Source organism: Micromonospora sp. NPDC048999 (genome assembly GCF_040649295.1).
Taxonomy (GTDB): domain Bacteria; phylum Actinomycetota; class Actinomycetes; order Mycobacteriales; family Micromonosporaceae; genus Micromonospora.
In genome coordinates this window covers 177,994-196,407 of sequence record NZ_JBEZFI010000005.1, presented here as the reverse complement: position 1 = coordinate 196,407, position 18,414 = coordinate 177,994, and the positions used below count along the sequence as shown (strand labels likewise).

General features: G+C 73.8%; 13 protein-coding genes and 1 pseudogene. 8 read left to right on the top strand and 6 right to left on the bottom strand.

Going from position 1 to position 18,414, the window contains the following annotated elements:
• Positions 1-20: 20 nt before the first annotated feature.
• The 3 genes and pseudogenes from AB0C02_RS10215 to eccCa form a co-directional block, all read right to left on the bottom strand.
• Entirely contained in the window at positions 21-785 is a 765-nt protein-coding gene (locus AB0C02_RS10215) for a phosphatase PAP2 family protein (RefSeq protein WP_357543360.1), read from the bottom strand.
• A gap of 23 nt (positions 786-808) precedes the next feature.
• Positions 809-2,173, bottom strand: coding sequence for a type VII secretion-associated serine protease mycosin (gene mycP / locus AB0C02_RS10210; protein WP_357543214.1), 1,365 nt, complete (start codon positions 2,171-2,173; stop codon positions 809-811).
• Positions 2,174-2,242: 69 nt separating this feature from the next.
• A pseudogene (eccCa, locus tag AB0C02_RS10205) lies at positions 2,243-6,225 on the bottom strand (type VII secretion protein EccCa).
• A 104-nt stretch (positions 6,226-6,329) separates the two neighbouring features.
• Here eccCa and eccD point away from each other — a divergent pair.
• The gene (gene eccD, locus AB0C02_RS10200) at positions 6,330-7,733 is read left to right on the top strand and encodes a type VII secretion integral membrane protein EccD (protein WP_357543212.1); all 1,404 of its coding nucleotides are present in this window, start codon (positions 6,330-6,332) and stop codon (positions 7,731-7,733) included.
• A 63-nt stretch (positions 7,734-7,796) separates the two neighbouring features.
• On the opposite strand, the gene AB0C02_RS10195 is transcribed toward eccD, so the two are convergent.
• On the bottom strand, positions 7,797-8,297 hold the full coding sequence (locus tag AB0C02_RS10195) for an inorganic diphosphatase (protein ID WP_091199103.1): 501 nt from the start codon (positions 8,295-8,297) through the stop codon (positions 7,797-7,799).
• Between the two features lie 539 nt (positions 8,298-8,836).
• Here AB0C02_RS10195 and dacB point away from each other — a divergent pair.
• The 3 genes from dacB (at position 8,837) to tilS (ending at position 12,670) form a co-directional block, all read left to right on the top strand.
• Positions 8,837-10,519, top strand: a complete 1,683-nt coding sequence (gene dacB, locus AB0C02_RS10190; protein ID WP_357543210.1) for a D-alanyl-D-alanine carboxypeptidase/D-alanyl-D-alanine-endopeptidase — start codon at positions 8,837-8,839, stop codon at positions 10,517-10,519.
• Positions 10,520-10,601: 82 nt separating this feature from the next.
• Positions 10,602-11,672: a zinc-dependent metalloprotease gene (locus AB0C02_RS10185; RefSeq protein ID WP_357543208.1), complete on the top strand. Its 1,071-nt coding sequence runs from the start codon at positions 10,602-10,604 to the stop codon at positions 11,670-11,672.
• Between the two features lie 14 nt (positions 11,673-11,686).
• Positions 11,687-12,670, top strand: coding sequence for a tRNA lysidine(34) synthetase TilS (gene tilS / locus AB0C02_RS10180; protein WP_357543206.1), 984 nt, complete (start codon positions 11,687-11,689; stop codon positions 12,668-12,670).
• 37 nt (positions 12,671-12,707) lie between these two features.
• Here the strand turns inward: tilS and AB0C02_RS10175 are convergent, their stop codons facing one another.
• On the bottom strand, positions 12,708-13,667 hold the full coding sequence (locus AB0C02_RS10175; RefSeq protein WP_357543204.1) for a helix-turn-helix domain-containing protein: 960 nt from the start codon (positions 13,665-13,667) through the stop codon (positions 12,708-12,710).
• Positions 13,668-13,702: 35 nt separating this feature from the next.
• On the opposite strand from AB0C02_RS10175, the gene AB0C02_RS10170 reads away from it, so the two are divergent.
• The 4 genes from AB0C02_RS10170 to folE all read left to right on the top strand — a co-directional run bounded on the left by AB0C02_RS10170 (position 13,703) and on the right by folE (position 17,719).
• Positions 13,703-13,954: a hypothetical protein gene (locus tag AB0C02_RS10170; protein ID WP_357543373.1), complete on the top strand. Its 252-nt coding sequence runs from the start codon at positions 13,703-13,705 to the stop codon at positions 13,952-13,954.
• 99 nt (positions 13,955-14,053) lie between these two features.
• On the top strand, positions 14,054-14,629 hold the full coding sequence (hpt, locus tag AB0C02_RS10165) for a hypoxanthine phosphoribosyltransferase (RefSeq protein WP_091070183.1): 576 nt from the start codon (positions 14,054-14,056) through the stop codon (positions 14,627-14,629).
• Between the two features lie 385 nt (positions 14,630-15,014).
• Positions 15,015-17,021: an ATP-dependent zinc metalloprotease FtsH gene (gene ftsH, locus AB0C02_RS10160; protein ID WP_357543358.1), complete on the top strand. Its 2,007-nt coding sequence runs from the start codon at positions 15,015-15,017 to the stop codon at positions 17,019-17,021.
• Between the two features lie 32 nt (positions 17,022-17,053).
• Positions 17,054-17,719, top strand: coding sequence for a GTP cyclohydrolase I FolE (gene folE, locus AB0C02_RS10155; RefSeq protein ID WP_357543356.1), 666 nt, complete (start codon positions 17,054-17,056; stop codon positions 17,717-17,719).
• Positions 17,720-17,721: 2 nt separating this feature from the next.
• On the opposite strand, the gene AB0C02_RS10150 is transcribed toward folE, so the two are convergent.
• The gene (locus AB0C02_RS10150) at positions 17,722-18,414 is read right to left on the bottom strand and encodes a hypothetical protein (protein WP_357543202.1); all 693 of its coding nucleotides are present in this window, start codon (positions 18,412-18,414) and stop codon (positions 17,722-17,724) included.

The window sequence follows — 18,414 nt, the reverse complement described above, 5'->3', positions numbered from 1 at the left end:
GCCGGTTCGCGAGTAGTGGACTACGTCGGCGTGCCCTCCGGGTTCGGCTCGGCCAGCTCCGGCTCGACGCCCTCGCGGACGAGACGCGGAGGCCGGCGACCGGTCCGGGCCTGCCAGCCACCGAAGGCGGCCGTCGTCGCGGCGAGCACCGCCAGCCCGAGCAGCCAACCACCGACCACGTCGCTGGTCCAGTGCACGCCCAGCGCGACCCGGCTCAGCCCGGTCACCACCGGGACCAGCACCGCCCCGGTCCACAGCGCCCAGCGCAGCGGCCGTCGGTCCCGGACGAACGGCAGGAAGACCAGCAGCAGGACGCCGGCGGCCAAGGTGGCGTTGAGCGCGTGCCCGGACGGGAAGGCGAACCCCGATGCCCGGGCCACCGGGTCCAGCAGCTCCGGCCGGTGCCGGCCGACCAGCACCTTGACCAGCGCGCCGAGCAGGCCGCCGACGGTCATCGTGGTGACCACCCAGAGCGCCGGCGGCCATGATTCGGCGGCGCTGGACGGCGCTCCGGACCGAATGAAGGCCGGCCGGCGCAGCAGCAGCCAGGCGGCCACCGCCCCGGCGACGATCCGCAGCGGGCCGGGCGCGAAGACGTCGCTCCAGAGAGCCATCAGCCGGACCCAGGCCGGGTGGTCGAGGGCGTACCGGTGCAGTGCGTCGGTCACCGCGGCGTCCAGCCGGTACAGCGGCGGCCAGGCGGCCAGCACCAGCAGCGTCAGCAGGGCGAACGACACGAGCAGCGGGAGCGCCACTATGGCGGTGCGCGAACCGCGGAAGCCCAGCGTCCGATCAGCCCGGTGCCGGGTCAGCGGCGGGCCTGCCGGAACCGGCGGACCACCAACGCGGCACCGGTGACCAGGGCGACGAACAGCGCCAGGCCGGCCCAGAGCTGCTTCGGCGCCGGGTCGGTGACCTGGCCAGCCGGACGGGCCGACCACCGGTCCGGCTGCCGCGAAGGGGCGAGGGCGAACGGGTCGACCCCCGGCCCGGCGGTGTCCGAGGCGTCCCGGCCCGAGCCGGGTGCCGGACCGAAGCCCACCACGCCGGGGGAGTCGTTGTCGTCGAGCGGGTTACGCCCCACCGGCGGCACGTCCGTGGTCAGTGCGGCCACCGGGTCCACCATGCCGTAGCCGAACCGGTCGTTCCGGCCGGGGGAGCCGAGATGCCGGGCGGTGCTGATCATCCGGTTGATGACGTCGCCGGCGGACATCTGCGGGTAGCGGGCCCGGATGAGAGCGGCGGTCGCGGCGACCAGCGGAGCCGCGAAGCTGGTCCCCTGGACCCGCCAGTAACCGGCGGGCGGGCGGGCCCCGTACAGCGCGGTGGCCGGCGCGGTGAGCACGGTCTCGGAACCGGTGATCGAACCGGACCAGAGGTTCTGGGTGTCACGTTCCAGGCCGGCGACGGCGACCACGCCCGGCTCGCGGGCCGGGTACCAGACCCGGGGGCTGTTCGAGGTGGCCAGGTTGCCGGTGCAGGCGACCACGACGACGTTCCGGGCGAAGGCGTAGTCCAGGGCCGCGGCCAGGGCCGGGCTGTCCCCGCTGCCGCCGAGCGACAGGTTGATTACCTGGGCGCCGTTGTCGACCGCCCAGCGCACCCCCTTGGCGACGATCATCGCGTCGTCGTAGCGGTTCTCGTCGTCGAGCACCCGGACCGGAAGGATCCGGGCGTCCGGCGCCAGCCCCACCACCCCGCGGTCGTCGTCGGCGCGCCCAGCGATCAGACCTGCGACCGTGGTGCCGTGCCCCACCGGGTCCGGCCCGTCGGCGCCGTCGGGGGAGACCAGGTCGATGCCGGGCAGCACTTGGCCGGCGAGGTCCGGGTGGGAACCGTCCACCCCGGAATCGATCACCGCGACCACCACGCCACGCCCGGTCGACGTACGCCATGCGGTCTTCGCCCGCAGCTCTTCGAGCTGCCACTGCTCGTCGCGGACCTGGTCCACCCGCACGGTCGTGTCCACGCGGGCCAGCCAGGCCGGCAGTGCCGTGGCGACCGGACGAGCCGAAACGGTGTACGGGCGCGGGGCCCCGTGCGCGGGCGGGGCCAGCGGACCGGCCACGGTGGCGACGACGGCCGTCACGCCGAGCAGCGCGCGACCGGCGAATCGCCGGACCGCGGTCGAGGCTCCCTGCCGATCCCTGGTCACAGTCCCCAGCCATTTCATCGCGACCGAAACATGCTGCTCGGAGATTACCGGTTTTCCCGTATGTCACGGTGCAAGTCGGCGAAGCGTTCAGCCGGGCGGCAGATGGGCCAGTTGCACCAGGCGTACGCCCTCCCGGCGGGTGACCAGCCGGCCCCGGCCGGGCGGCAGCGGACCCGCCTTCACCTGGCCGACGAGCGGTCCCTCCTCCGGGCCGCCGGACATCACCAGGCCGGGAGTGGAGAGTTCCCGCAGCCGCTGGATGATCGGCTCGTACGAGGTCCGGCCGGCCCCGCCGGTGCGGCGGGCCAGCACCAGGTGCAGGCCGACGTCCCGGGCGTGCGGCAGGTGCTCCTCCAACGCGCGCAGCGGGTTCGTCGGCCCGCCGGCCACCAGGTCGTAGTCGTCGACCAGCACGAACAGCTCCGGGCCGGTCCACCATGACCGGCTGCGCAGCTCGGCCGGGGTGACCTCCGGTCCTGGGATCCGCCCCTGCAGATAGCCGGCCGCCGACTCGACCAGCTCCGTGGTGTGCGGCGCCGCGGTGCCGTACCCGATCAGGTGCGGCGTCTCGATCGTCCCCATCAGGCTGCGCCGGTAGTCCACCAGCATCACCCGCGCCTGCTCGGGGGTGAACCGGCCGACGATCGAGGTGGCCAGCGCACGCAGGAACGACGACTTGCCACACTCGGCGTCGCCGAAGACCACGAAGTTCGGCTCGGTGGCGAAGTCCAGCACCACCGGGCGCAGATCCGCCTCGGCCACCCCGACCGGGATGGCCAGCCCGCTGGTGGCGGTCTGGTCCAGCGCGGTGTACGGCAGCACCGGCGGGAGCAGCCGCACCCGGGGCGCCGGCGGGCCGGACCACGCCCCGGCCGCCTTGACCAGGTCCGCGGCCTCACCGCCCAGGCCGGTGACCCGGGGCTCGGCGGTGAGGAAATGCAGCTCGTCGGCGGTGATTCCGCGTCCGGGCCGTTTCTCCGGCACGGTCGCCGCGATCGCGCGCTTGACCACCACCGAGTCGGCCGGGTCGCCGAGACGCAGTTCGAGACGGGAGCCGAAGAGGTCCCGGATCGCCGGCCGGAAGTCCGACCAGCGCAGCGCGCTCGCCACCACGTGCACCCCGTACGCCAGGCCCCGGGTGGCCAGTTCGGTGACCAGCGGTTCCAGGTCCTCGTAGTCGCCGCGCAGGCTGTTCCAGCCGTCGATCACCAGAAACACGTCGCCGAACGGGTCGACGCCGGGCTGTCCGCCGGCCAGCGCCGCGGCCCGCCGCCGTCGCCAGGCCGCCATCGACTCCACGCCCGCCTCGGCGAAGCGTCGCTCCCGCTCGGCCAGCAGGGTGGCGATCTCCCCGACGGTCCGGCGTACCGCGGTGTCGTCGGCGCGCCCGCTCACGCCGCCGACATGTGGCAGGTCGCGCAGCGCGGCGAGGGTCCCGCCGCCGAAGTCGAGGCAGTAGACCTGCGCCTCGGCCGGCGTGTGGGTGAGCGCCAGCGCACAGATCAGCGTGCGCAGCGCGGTGGACCGGCCGCTGCGCGTGGTGCCCACCACCGCCACGTGGCCGGCCGCCCCGTCCAGGGCCAGCCACAACAGGTCCCGGCGCTGCTCGAACGGCTTGTCCACCACGGCCACCGGCACCTGAAGGGCACCGTGCAGCTCCGGGTTGCCGACGGTGAGCCCGCGTACCGGGTCGACCCCGATCGGGCCGAGCAGTTCGTCGAGGGTGGGAGCGGTGTCCAGCGGTGGCAGCCACACCTGGTGCGCCGGCGGCCCCTGCCCGGCGAGCCGCCCGACGAGCAGGTCGAGCAGGCTCTCGGCGGCCTCCTCCGCGGCGGGCGGCGTGGCCGGGGCGGCCGGCTCGGGCACCGGCACGAAATGGGTGGTGAAGGTCAGCAGCCTGGCCCTACCCGTGTCGGCCCCGCCCGCCGGGCCGCCGCGACGACGTGCCGCGCCGAGACGTACGCGGCCTTGAACCGGGCCAGCGGGTCGGTGCCCGCGCGCAGGTAGCCGTGGCCGGGGGTGCGGGGCAGCTCGTACGCGTCCGGCACCCCGAGCACCGTCCGCGACTCCAGCGCCGAGAAGGTCCGCAACCCGATCCGGTACGACAGGTGGGTATCGAGTCCCCGGAGGCGTCCCTCTTCCAGCCGCTGGCTCGCCAGCAGCAGGTGCACGCCGAGCGACCGGCCCAACCGGCCGATCTGGACGAACAGGTCGATGAAGTCCGGCTTGGCGGAGAGGAGTTCGGAGAACTCGTCGCAGATCAGCAGCAGCGACGGCAGCGGGGCCAGCGGGGTGCCGGTGGCCCGGGCGCGCTCGTAGTCGCGCAGGCTGGCGAAGTTGCCGGCCCGGCGCAGCAGCTCCTGCCGGCGCATCAGCTCGCCGTTGATCGCGTCGACCATCCGGTCGACCAGGGGCAGCGCGTCGGCCAGGTTGGTGATCACCGCAGCGGTGTGCGGCAGCCGTTCGAACGGCGCGAAGGTGGCGCCGCCCTTGAAGTCGACCAGAACGAAGTTGAGCTGCTCCGAGCTGTGCGTGGCGGCCAGCCCCAGCACCAGGGTACGCAGCAGCTCCGACTTGCCGGAGCCGGTCGCGCCGATGAGCAGGCCGTGCGGACCCATCCCGTCCTGCGCCGACTCCTTGAGGTCCAGCTCGATCGCGCCCCCGTCGGCGCCCACCCCGATCGGCACCCGCAGCCGGTCCCGGCCGGCCCGGGGCGCCCAGCCCTGCTCCGCGGTGAAGCTCTCCGGGTCGCCGATGCCGAGCAGCTCGGGCAGGCCCGGCTCGGCGCCGGGCGGGGCGTCGGGTCCGCGTACCGTGCCGGCGAGCCGCAGCGGGGCGAGCCGGCGGGCGACCGCCTCGGCGTCGGCGAGGTCCAGTCCGTCGGCGGTGCCCACCTCGGCGGAACCCTCGGCGGAGTGCGACCGCAGCCGGCCGTCGGCCAGGTCGAGCAGGAGGGCGTACCGGTCGAGCAGGCGGGGCGGCGGGGTGTCCAGGTCGAGGACGGTGACCGCGTCGATGCCACCGTCGCCGACCAGGCCGGTGGCCCCGGTCAGGTCGCCCCCGTCGAGGACCACCACCACGTGCGGGCCATCGGTGGCCGGGCCGGCGGGGCTGAACCGGGACCGGCTGGCCAGCACCTCGTCGAGGAGTCGTTCCAGCTCGGCGGCGGAGCTGGTGACCAGCCGGACCGGACCGAGCGCGTCGGTGCGGCTCGGGTGGTGGGCGTGCGGCAGCCACTTGACCCACTCCCAGAGCGTCCGCCGCTCCGGCCCCGCGCAGACCGCGATCAGCAGCTCGTCGGGGGCATGAAAGACGGCGAGCTGGGTGAGCATCGCCCGGGTCAGCGCCTGCGCGGCCGGCGAACCGGCGCCAGGTCGCTGCGCGGCGTCAGGCGCGCCGAGCTGGAGTTGTCGCACCAGGCCGCGCAGGAAGACCCGGGCGAAGCTGCGCAGCGAGAGCGCCACCGGCAGGTCCGGCACCACCGAGTACGCGTCGAGGAAGCGCCGCAGCGCCCCCGCGGTCATCGGTTCCAACTCCTCCAGCGGCCGGGTGACCGGCGGCGCCAGCGGGGTGGCCAGCGTCTGCGGCCCGAGCCCCACCCGGACCACGGCGAAGTCCGGGTCGACCGGCCGGCGCTCCCACACCCGGTGGCTGTCCACCGTCGACCAGAGCCGCCCGGGATCGGGGTGCCGGTAGTAGAGCCCGGCCCGCTGCGCCGCGACGGTCTCCCGCACCCGGCGTCGCAGGGTCGTCAGGTGGCGCAGGTACTCCCGGCGGGCGGCCCTCATCTCCGACTTCTTCGGGCCGGCGCTGCCCCAGGAGGTCACCAGCATCGCCAGCGAGGAGAGGCCGAACATGCCACCCACCACGTACGAGTAGGCGCCGCCGCCGCGACCGAACATCATCGCCATCGCCACCGAGCCGCCGAGCATGGGCAGCACCATCAGCGCCTGCTGCCAGCGACCGCCGACGCCGACGGGGATCTCCGGCGGCGCCTCGACGGGCAGCTCGCCGGCCGGGATCTCCGGAGCCGGCCGGCGCGGCGGTCGCTTGATGACGACAGTGGACACTGCGCCCTCCCCGAGGTGGCTCTCGGTAACCCGAGACTGGCTCATGGTAGGTAAAGTCCTGTCGTCCGTCAGCCACCGTTCTCGTTCGATATGGAGAGACGCCGATGACGACCGGACTTGCCCGGCTCACGATCAGTGCCCCGCAGCGGCGGGTGGACGTGGTCCTGCCGGAGCAGGTTCCCCTGGCCGAGCTGCTGCCCGAGGTGCTTCGACACGCCGGGGAGGGCCTGGCCGACGACGGTGAACGGCACGGGGGTTGGGTGCTGCGCCGCACCGACGGCGCGGTGCTGGCCACCGCGCAGGCGCTGCTGCCCCAGGGCGTACGCGACGGCGAGGTGCTGCACCTCGTCCCGGCCCGCGCGCAGTGGCCCGAGCTGGAGTACGACGACGTGGTCGAGGCGATCGCCGACGGGGCCCGGCGCCGGGGCGCCGCCTGGTCGCCCGCAGCCACCCGAGTGGCCACCCTGGCCGGGGCGGGCGTGCCGCTCGCCGTGGGGCTCCTCGCCGTGCTGTCCGCCGGTCCCGGGCACCAGGCCGGCTGGCCGGTCGCCACCGCGGTGGCCCTGCTCCTCCTGCTCGCCGCCACCGTCGCCTCCCGGGCGTACGGGGACGGGCCGGCCGGCACCACCCTCGGCGGGTACGCCCTGCCGTACGCCGCTGCGGCCGGCGCGCTCGCGGTCGGCTCCGGCGACCCGGTCAGCTCATTCGGGCCGCTGCCCTGGGTGGGTGCGCCCGAACTGCTGGTCGGCTCGGTGGCGCTGCTGCTGGCGTCGGTGCTGGGCCTGCTCGGGGTGGCGAGCCGGTCCCGGGTCTTCGTGGCCGGCGCCACCGCCGGGGCGGCCGGCGGCCTCGCCGCCCTCGGCGGGCTTCCGCTCGACGCGGCGGGCACCGCGGCGGTGCTGCTCTGCGTGCTGGTCTTCGCGCTGGGCGGGCTGCCGCTGCTGGCCATCCGGCTCGGCAAGGTGCCGCTGCCGCCGATCACTCTGCCCGCCGCCACCCCGGCCGGCGGGCCCGACAGCGTCCGCGACCTGCCCGACCGGGGCCGGGTGCACGCGGCGGTGGCCCGGACCGAGGAGATGCTCACCGGGATGCTGCTCGGGCACGCCCTGCTCGCGGTCGCCGCCACTGCGGTGCTGGCCACGGCCAGCGGGTGGGCCGGTCGGCTGCTGGCGGCGGTCGGCTGCGCGGTGCTGCTGCTGCGCTCCCGGCTGTTCGTGGCGGTACGCCACCGGATGCCCAGCGTTGCGGCCGGCCTGGCCGGGTACGCGCTGCTCGGCGCGGTACTCGTCGGTCACGCCGGTTCGGGCGGCCGGCTCGCCCTGGCCGTCGGCGGGTTCGTCGTGGCCGTGCTCGCCGTCACGGCCGGCGCCACGTACGCCCGGCGGCCGGTCTCCCCGTACGTCGGGCGGCTGGCCGACCTGGCCGACACCGCGCTGGTGGTCTCCGTGGTGCCGGTGGCCTGCGCGGTGCTGGACCTCTACGACCGGGCCCGCGGGCTGCTCGGCTGACCAGGGCCTACGCGCGGGCCCGGGCCGCTCGGTGGAGCGGCCCGGGCCCGTCGATGTCGAAGATCAGTGCTCGCCGCGCTCGGCGGCCTCCCGGGCGCGCTGGTACGAGGCCTGGATCTCGGCCTCGGCCTCGGTGCGGCCCACCCAGGTCGCGCCCTCGACCGACTTGCCGGGCTCCAGGTCCTTGTACACCTCGAAGAAGTGCTGGATCTCCAGCCGGTCGAACTCGCCCAAGTGGTGAATGTCGCGCAGGTGCTCCTGGCGCGGGTCCTCGTAGGGGACGCAGAGGACCTTGTCGTCGCCGCCCTTTTCGTCGGTCATCCGGAACATGCCGATGGTGCGGCAGCGGATCAGGCAGCCCGGGAAGGTGGGCTCGGGGACCAGCACCAGCGCGTCCAGCGGGTCGCCGTCCTCGCCGAGGGTGCCCTCGATGAAGCCGTAGTCGGCCGGGTACTGCGTGGAGGTGAAGAGGGTGCGGTCCAGCCGGATCCGGCCGGTCGCGTGGTCCACCTCGTACTTGTTGCGGTGACCTTTCGGGATCTCAACCGTGACGTCGAAATCCATCTCCCACGCTCCCTCGTTTGCCCACGCTGGCTAACGGAAACCAGTGCCGCCGCTCCCGGCCAAGGGGAATCACCCCCGCCGACTCCGGCCGCCGCATAGTGTTCGGACCGAAGTAGTGTCACCCAAGGTGCTTTCGAACCGGGGAGGAGGGGGTCGTGGGGAGGGAAGATTCACACTACCGCCCCGAGAGGGTTGACGGACGCAGGTCCGGCGCTTCCGGTCCCGATGGTGCCACCGGGCGCGTATCGGTCCCGAACGCGCATCTTCCGCGCGTTCCGGGCCGGCCGACCGGCTCCGTCCCCGTTGGCCGTGTCGATCCCCGGGCGTACGGTGCTGACCCGGCGGGTCGTGTCGATCCCCGGGCGTACGGTGCCGATCCGGCGCCTCGCGTCGATTCCCGGACTTACGGTGCCGATCCTCGGACCTACGGTGCCTACCCGGCGGGTCGGGACGATTCCCGAACGTACGGCGCCGATCCCCGGACGTACGGTGCCCACCCGGCAGGCCGGGACGATTCTCGGACGTACGGTGCCGATCCGGTGGGTCGTGTCGACCCTCGGATGTACGGCTCCGCCCCCGTCGGCCGCGTCGACCCGCGGGGTCACGGCCCGGAGCCGGCGGGCCGGGCCGATCCACGGGCCCACGGCGCCGACCCGGGGTGGTACGGCCCGGGTCCGGCCGCCCCGGTGAGCTGGCCGGTCCACGACGCGCCCGGCGGGATACCCGTGAGCCCACCCGTCCCGCCCTCCGGGAGCGCCCCGCCTCCACCCCCGCCGCCACCGCGCCGGCGCCTCCGGCTGACGGCGGTGCTGTCGGCCGTGCTGGTCGTCGCCCTGGCCACCGTCGGGCTGGCCGTGTTCCGCCCCGGCCCGGTCGCCGGCTGGCTGGGTGGCGGGCCGAAGTTGAACGCCGAGCCGGCCGAGCCCGCCCCGCCGGCCGTGCTCGCCGGCGCCGACGCCAACGCGCCGCTGCCGACGCCCGAGGGGGTGCGTGCCGCGCTCGAGTCGCTGGTCCGCGCCGCCGCGCTCGGCGACCGGGTGAACGTGTCGGTGGCCGACGTGACCACCGGCAAGGAGCTGTACGGCCACGGGCAGGACGACCCCACCGTGCCCGCCTCGGTGACCAAGCTGGCGACCGGAGTGGCCGTGCTGGCCGCCCGGGGTCCGGCGTACCGGATTCCCACCCGGGCGGTGGCCGGCGCGGCCCCCGGCGAGGTGGTCCTCGTCGGCGGTGGCGACCCGACCCTCGCCGTGGACAAGAACGGCTTCTACCCCGGCGCGGCCCGGCTCGACGATCTGGCCGGCCAGGTACGCAAGGCGCTCGGCGGCACCGCGCCGACGAAGGTCACCGTCGACTCGTCCCTGTTCTCCGGCCCGGTGTACGAACCCGGCTGGGACTCCGACATCCCCACCGGCGGCTACGGCGCGGCGATCACCGGGTTGACCACCGACGCCGGGCGGCGGGACCCGGTGGCGGCCCGGAAGAACTTCGACGCCACCCACGGCGCCGCCGAACGGGTCCCGCAGCCGGACCTGACCGCCGGCCAGCAGTTCGCGAAGCTGCTCGGGCTCTCCGGGGGGGCCGCCGAGGTGAAGCGGGGCACCGCGCCCGAGGCGGCCGGCGCCTCGGCCGGCTCGGCGCCGGCGCCCGGCACCGAGCTGGGCAAGGTCGAGTCACTGCCGATGGCCCGGCTGGTCGACATCATGATCAGCGACAGCGACAACGTCATCGCCGAGTACCTGGCCCGGCAGGTGGCGGTGACCAAGGGCAAGCCGGCCTCGTTCACCGGCGGCGCGGCCGCCACCGGCCAGGTGCTCGGCGAGCTGGGCCTGCCGGCCGACGAGATCAGCCTGGCCGACGGCAGCGGGCTGTCCCGGACCAACCGGATCAGCCCGTCCCTGCTCACCGACCTGATGATTCTCGCCGGCAACGGCAGCCACCCGGAGCTGACGGCGATCTTCGGTGGCCTGCCGGTCGGCGGTTGGTCCGGCACCCTGGACTCCCGCTACCAGAAGGCGGCGACGATGGCCGGCGCCGGCGTGGTCCGGGCCAAGACCGGCACGCTGAGCGGGGTCAACGCGATCGCCGGGCTGGTCACCACCGCCGACGGCCGGCTGCTCACCTTCGCCGTCCTCACCGACCGGGCGCCGGACACCCTCGACGACACCCGGGAGGCGCTCGACCGGATCAGCTCCGCGCTGGCCGGCTGCGGCTGCCGCTGACCCGTCCCGGCCCGGGGCGAGCGGCGTCGATCGCCCGGCGCGAGCCGGGGTGGGGGTGTCGCGGCGCGGGTACGGTGGGTTCATGGCGCAGTTCGTGGACTGGGATCTGGCCGCCGCGACCGCGGGGGCGCTGGGCAAGTCGGGCCCTCGGGTGTCGTACGCGGAGGCCACCGAGGTGGTCGGCGAGCTGCGGCGGCTGACCGAGGAAGCGGCCGGGCACGTCGCCGACTACACCGGCCTGCGTGCCCAGGTCACCCACCCGCCGGTACGCGTGGTGGACCGCCGGGACTGGGCCGCCGCCAACATCGACGGCCTGCGCGAGGTGATCGGCCCGCTGGTGAACCGCCTCTCCGGCGACAAGCGTCCCGGGCCGCTGACCGAGGCGATCGGTTCCCGCCTCACCGGAGTGCAGGCCGGCACCGTGCTGGCATACCTCTCCGGCCGGGTCCTCGGCCAGTACGAGGTCTTCGCCGGTGATCCCGGCCAGCTGCTGCTGGTCGCGCCGAACATCGTCGAGGTGGAGCGGAAGCTGCAGGCCGACCCTCGGGACTTCCGGCTCTGGGTGTGCCTGCACGAGGTGACCCACCGGACCCAGTTCACCGCCGTGCCGTGGATGCGGGCCTACTTCCTCAGCGAGGTGCAGGCGTTCGTGGACGCCGCGCAGGGGGGCGAGCACCTGCTGGAGCGGCTGCGGCGCGGGGTCGCCACCCTGTCGGACGTGGTGAAGGATCCGGACAGCCGGGCCAGCGTGCTGGACATCGTGCAGACCCCGGCGCAGCGGGCCGTGCTCGACCGGCTCACCGCGCTGATGACCCTGCTGGAGGGGCACGCCGAGTTCGTGATGGATGGCGTCGGCCCGCAGGTGATCCCCAGCGTCGAGTCGATCCGGGCGGCGTTCAACCGCCGCCGGGAGTCCGGCAACCCGTTGGAGAAGGCGATCCGCCGGCTGCTCGGCGTCGAGGTCAAGATGCGCCAGTACGCCGAGGGCCGCAAGTTCGTGCACGGTGTGGTCGACCGGGTCGGCATGGCGGGCTTCAACAAGATCTTCGGTTCGCCGCTGACCCTGCCCCGGCTGGACGAGTTGAGTGACCCGGACGCCTGGGTGGCCCGGGTGCACGGGGGGCCGGCTCGCACCACCCCGGCCGTCGACTGAAGCCGCCGGTTGCCGTGGCCGCGCTCGCCCCACCGGTCGCCGCCGTCCGTGTCGCCGTACGCCGGGCGTTGACCGGGCTGCCCGGGGTGGGCCCGGTGCTGGTGGCCTGTTCCGGGGGCGCCGACTCGCTGGCGCTGGCCGCCGCGACCGCCTTCGTGGCACCCCGCCTTGGCCGGCGCGCCGGCCTGGTGACCGTCGACCACGGCCTGCAACCCGGCTCGGCCAAGCGCGCCGAGGCGGTCGCCGACTGGGCGCGCGAGCAGGGCCTGGACCCGGTCGAGGCGGTGCCCGTGCGGGTCGGGCGTACCGGCGGCCCGGAGGCGGCTGCCCGGGAGGCCCGCTACGAGGCGCTGGTCGACGCCGCCCGGCGACACGCCGCCGCCGCGGTGCTGCTGGGCCACACCCGCGACGACCAGGCCGAGACCGTGCTGCTCGCGCTCGCCCGGGGTGCCGGCCCGCACGGGTTGGCCGGTATGCCGGAGCGCCGCGAGCTGGCCGGGGTGCCGCTGCTACGGCCGCTGCTTGACGTCGCCCGGGAGGACACCCGTAAGGCGTGCGCAGCGCTCGGCCTGACCTGCTGGGAAGACCCGCACAACGTTGACCCGGCGTACGCCCGGTCCCGGGTCCGCGCCGACCTGCTGCCGACCCTGGTCGACGCGCTCGGCCCCGGTGTGGTGGACAACCTGGCCCGGACGGCCCGCCTGCTCGCGGCCGACACCGCCGCCCTCGACGACCTGGCCGCCGTCGCGCTCGCCGAGGTGCGGGCCGCCGGGGGTGGGCTCGCGGTCGAGGCGCTGGCCGCGCTGCCGGCGGCGGTCCGTACGCGGGTGCTGCACGCCTGGGCGCGGGAGCTCGGCGCGCCACCGGCCGCCCTGTCGTACCGGCACGTGGCCGCGCTGGACGCCCTGGTCACCGACTGGCACGGGCAGGGTGCCGTGCACCTGCCCGGCGGGCTGCCGGTGGCCCGCCGCGACGCCCGCCTGACCGCCACGGCCTGATGCCCGCCGGCCCCGGCGGCGCGGTGCCGGCTGGCGGTCAGGCCTCGACCCGGTCCCGGAAGGTGGCCCGGTAGGCGTGCGGGGTGGTGCCGACCCGGCGGGTGAAGTGGTGCCGCAGCGCCGCCGCGTCGCCGAAGCCGGCATGGTCGGCGATGCTCTCCACGCTCAGCCCGGTCTCTTCCAGCAGCCGCCGGGCCAGCAGCACCCGCTGGTTGGTCAGCCAGCCGTGCGGGGTGGTGCCGGTCTCGGCGCGGAACCGGCGGGCGAAGGTACGCGGGGCCATCCCGGCCCGGGCGGCCAACTCGTCCACGGTCACCGTCCGGTCCAGGTGGCCCATCAGCCAGGCCAGCACCGGTGCCAGGGTGGGTGCCTCCGGCGTCTTCGGGATCGGTGTCTCAACGTACTGCGACTGGCCGCCGTCACGGTGCGGCGGTACGACCATCCGCCGGGCCAACCGGGTGGCCGTCGTCGAGCCGTGCTCCTGGCGGACCAGGTGCAGGCAGGCGTCGATCCCGGCGGCGGTGCCGGCGCTGGTCAGCAGCCGCCCGTCCGCCACGTAGAGCGAGTCGCACCGGACCCGGGCCGCCGGGTACCGCCGTTGCAGGTCGTCGACGTGCCGCCAGTGGGTGGTGCAGTTCCGCCCGTCCAGCAGGCCCGCCGCGCCGAGCACGAACGCGCCCGAGCAGACGCTCAACACCCAGGCTTCCCGGTCGGCGGCGCGGCGCAGGGCCTCCAGGACCGGCGCGGGGACGGGTGCCCCCGGGGTGTGCGCCGGCACGGCCACCAGGTCCGCCTCCTCGACCGGGGCCAGGTCGGCGTGGGGGGTGAGGAGGAACCCGGACCGGCTGCGGACCGGTCGACCGTCCGTCGTGCACAGGTCGAAGCGGTAGCCGGGAAAACCGTCAGCCGTCCGGTCGGTGCCGAACACCTCGGCGAGGACGCCGAGTTCGAACGCGGCGACCTCGTCCAGCGCGATGACGGCCACGGATCGGAGCATGTGACGAGGGTAACCCGCCGGGTGGCAGGAAATCGATGACCTCTGGCAATCCTGCCACTGTTCGGGCGGTGCGCTGCGACGCAGACTGGTTACATCCGGTGCGCACCGGCGGCGAAACCGACACCAATCATGTGAAAGCGAGCGCCGCCATGACTACCCTGCTGCTCCTGCTCTTCCTGCTCGTCCTCGCCGTTGCGGGCGCCGTCGGCCTGACCGTGGACACCCGGGACTCGGCCGACTGGAAGCCGACCGACGACGGCCGCCGTTGGTCTTCCCGTGCCTGCTGATGTGGCTTGTACCTTCTGTGGCGAATATTCCCGGCCGAGCCGCCTCCAAAGGGGCGGCCCCGCCGACGGAGGCCATCCGACGTACGGCAGGCTAGGAGCATGGCTGACGGCTCCTGGTACGACGCCGACATCGACCACGTGATCATTTCCGAGGCGCAGATCCGCGAGAAGACCGCGGAACTGGCCAAGCAGGTCTCGGCGGATTACGCGCACGTCGAGGACGGTCTGCTGCTCGTCTGCGTGCTCAAGGGCGCGGTCATGTTCATGGCCGACTTCGCCCGCGCGCTGGGCCGCCAGGGACCGCCCGCCGAGCTGGAGTTCATGGCCGTCTCGTCGTACGGCCAGGGCACCACGTCCTCCGGGGTGGTCCGGATCCTCAAGGACCTGGACCGGGACATCGCCGGCCGGCACGTGGTGGTCGTCGAGGACATCGTCGACTCCGGCCTGACGCTCTCCTGGCTGCTGCGCTACCTGGAGTCCCGCTCTGCGGCCAGCGTCGAGGTGGTCGCCCTGTTCCGCAAGCCGGACGCGGTCAAGGTGCAGGTTCCGGTCAAGTACGTCGGCTTCGACATCCCGACCGAGTTCGTCGTCGGCTACGGCCTCGACTTCGGCGAGCGATACCGGGAGCTGCCCTACGTCGGTGTGCTCAAGCCCGAGGTGTACGCCCGCGCCTGACGCCCGGCCCGGCCAAGCCGGGTCCGCCAGACGGACGTACAGCTGACTCTCAGCCTTCCGGCCTACGGTGGTGGGCGGTGACGTGGAGGCACTCTTCCACGCCCAGCCTTCGACGCGCGTGACCGGGCGTTCGGGTGGCTGGGTGCGGAACTCTTCGCCTCGCCGGCTCGGAGACCCGGTTCGCCGTACGCGTAAGTGCCGGGCTCGCAAGCTCAGATGTGGCCCGAACGGTGTACCGTCGAATGACCGCGGCGCGGCAGTTGGCGCGCCTCGGGGTCGGGGCCGGCTCGCACGGCGGCTGCGGCGCCGCCCGAGGCGGCGACACCATTAAGACGATCAGGACGTCGATCAGGAGGATGCGGGCGTCTCGATGCCCGACGACAGTATGGAACGTACGCGTTTCTTCCGCCGACCGGTGGTCTGGATCATCCTGGTCATCCTCGGCGCCGTTGTACTCAGTCAACTGTTCACCGCTGGTCCTAGCTACCACCGGGTGGACACTTCCGTCGCGCTCGCCCAGCTCAACAAGGGCGGTATCGAGAAGGTCGTCTTCCAGGACAAGGAACAGACGCTCCAGATTGACCTGAAGGACAAGGCCAAGTTCGACGACACCACCACGGACAAGATCCAGGCCCAGTTCCCCTACGAGGCGGGCAGCCAGGTCTTCACCGAGGTGCGCGACGCCGAGGCGGCCGGCAAGATCACTGGACCGGTCGACACCAAGGTGTCGTCGGACAGTATCTGGGTCAGCCTGCTGGTCAACCTGCTCCCCATCGCGCTGCTCGTGCTCCTGCTGCTGTTCTTCATGTCGCAGATGCAGGGCGGCGGCTCCCGGGTGCTCAACTTCGGCAAGTCCAAGGCGAAGATGATCACCAAGGACACGCCGAAGACCACCTTCGCGGACGTGGCCGGGGCGGACGAGGCCGTCGAGGAGCTGCACGAGATCAAGGACTTCCTGCAGAACCCGGCGAAGTACCAGGCCCTGGGCGCCAAGATCCCGAAGGGTGTGCTGCTCTTCGGCCCGCCCGGCACCGGTAAGACCCTGCTCGCCCGGGCGGTCGCCGGTGAGGCCGGGGTGCCGTTCTACTCCATCTCCGGCTCCGACTTCGTCGAGATGTTCGTGGGTGTCGGCGCCAGCCGGGTCCGCGACCTCTTCGAGCAGGCCAAGTCGAACGCGCCGGCGATCGTCTTCGTCGACGAGATCGACGCGGTCGGCCGACACCGCGGCGCCGGCATGGGCGGCGGCCACGACGAGCGGGAGCAGACCCTCAACCAGCTCCTGGTCGAGATGGACGGCTTCGACACCAAGGGCGGCGTCATCCTGATCGCCGCCACCAACCGGCCGGACATCCTCGACCCGGCGCTGCTGCGCCCGGGCCGCTTCGACCGGCAGATCCCGGTCGACGCCCCCGACATGGAGGGCCGCAAGGCCATCCTGCGGGTGCACGCCAAGGGCAAGCCGTTCACGCCCGACGTCGACCTCGACTCGGTCGCCCGGCGTACCCCCGGCTTCAGCGGTGCCGACCTGGCCAACGTGATCAACGAGGCCGCGCTGCTCACCGCCCGTAAGGACCAGCGGGCGATCACCAACGACTCCCTGGAGGAGTCGATCGACCGGGTGATCGCCGGCCCGCAGCGCCGGACCCGGGTGATGAGCGACCAGGAGAAGAAGATCACCGCGTACCACGAGGGTGGGCACGCGCTGGTCGCCTGGGCGCTGCCGCACGCCGCGCCGGTGCACAAGGTGACCATCCTGTCCCGGGGTCGGTCGCTGGGCCACACCCTGGTCCTGCCGACCGAGGACAAGTACACCCAGACCCGGGCCGAGATGGTCGACACCCTGGCGTACGCGCTGGGCGGCCGGGCCGCCGAGGAGCTGGTCTTCCACGAGCCCACCACGGGTGCCGGCAACGACATCGAAAAGGCCACCCAGCTGGCCCGCGCGATGATCACCCAGTACGGCATGAGCTCCAAGCTCGGTGCGATCAAGTACGGCACCAGCGGTGACGAGCCGTTCCTCGGCCGCAGCATGGGCCACGAGCGGGACTACTCGGACACGGTGGCCGCCGAGATCGACGGCGAGATGCGGGCGTTGATCGAGCTGGCCCACGACGAGGCCTGGGAGATCCTGGTGGAATACCGGGACGTCCTGGACAACATCGTGCTCGAGCTGATGGAGAAGGAAACCCTCTCCACCGCCGACATGGCCCGGATCTGCGCCCGGGTGGCGAAGCGCCCGCCGATGGCCCCCTACCACGGCTTCGGCAAGCGTCAGCCCTCCACCGAACCGCCGGTGCTCACCCCGGCCGAGAAGGAGGCGCTGAAGGCGCAGGCCCAGGCCGACGGCGCCTCGGTCGGCGGCTCCTCGAACAACTCGGACGGTACGCACTGAACACGGACGCCGCGGCCAGCCCCGACAAGGGGCTGGCCGCCTCGTCGACCGAGCCCGACGTTGACGAGGCCCTCGACTACGTCGCCGCGCGCCTGATCAGCGGCAAGCTCACCGGCCGGCCGGTCGAGGAAACCATGGACCTGGCCCGGATCGAGAAGGCCGTCCGGGAAATCCTCATCGCCGTCGGCGAGGACCCGGAACGCGACGGCCTCCAGCAGACGCCGGCCCGGGTCGCCCGCGCGTACGCCGAGCTCTTCGCCGGTCTGCGGGTCGACCCGGCGCAGGTGCTCAGCACCACCTTCGAGGCCAACCACGAAGAGCTGGTGCTCGTCCGGGACATCGACGTGATGAGCCTCTGCGAGCATCACCTGCTGCCGTTCCGGGGCAGCGCGCACATCGGTTACATCCCGGGGCCGGACGGGCGGATCACCGGCCTGTCGAAGCTGGCCCGACTGGTCGAGGTCTTCGCTCGCCGCCCCCAGGTGCAGGAGCGGCTCACCTCGCAGATCGCCGACCTGCTGATGAGCAAGCTGGCCCCGCGCGGCGTCGTGGTGGTGCTCGAATGCGAGCACATGTGCATGGCGATGCGGGGCATCCAGAAGGCCGGCGCCAAAACGATCACCTCGGCGGTTCGGGGCACCCTCCAGCACGACGCCAAGTCCCGCGCCGAGGCGATGGCGCTGATCATCCCCCGGTAACGTCAGCCGGCCAGCATCGCCAGCAGGATCCCGGCGGTGGTCAGCACCGCCGGGACCAGGCACACCAGCGCGCCGAACCGGGGCGTCCGATCCACCCGGTCCTCCGGGCGGGGCCGGAACAGCCGACCCACCGCGAGCCAGCCCACCATGACCGCGACCGCCGGCATCGGCAGCCCCACCACCAGGGCCGTGACGCTCACCGGGCCGGTGCCGGCGATCAGGAAAAGCATCAGCTGGACCAACGGGACCACCAGCGCCAGCGGCCCGTACACCAGCAGGTTGCGGGGGCGCACCGGCCAACGCGCCAACCGGGGCAGCCCGCGCGCGGCGAGCGTGTCGTCCGCGGCGTCCACCCAGCCGCTGGCGGTCCGCAGGCAGGTCAGCACCGCCGCCGGTCCGGCCGTCATCGACCGGGCCGCCTCGCCGACCTCCGGCGGCGTCGGCGCCAGCGAGATCGCCGGTACGCCCCGCTCCCGCAGCCGCGACTGCTGTGCGGCCAGTCGTTCCCGTACCGCGGTCAGTTCCTCCCGGGCCGCCGCCACCGACCGGGCCTGCTCGCCGGCGGCGGTCGCCGCGGACCGGCGTACCCCGTCGAGCTGCCGGGCAGCGGCGACATAGTCCGTCCAGGCCATCTCGACCGGGTGCACCTCGGCTGTCGAACCACCGGACCGGGGGGCGGGCACGGCCTCGCTCAT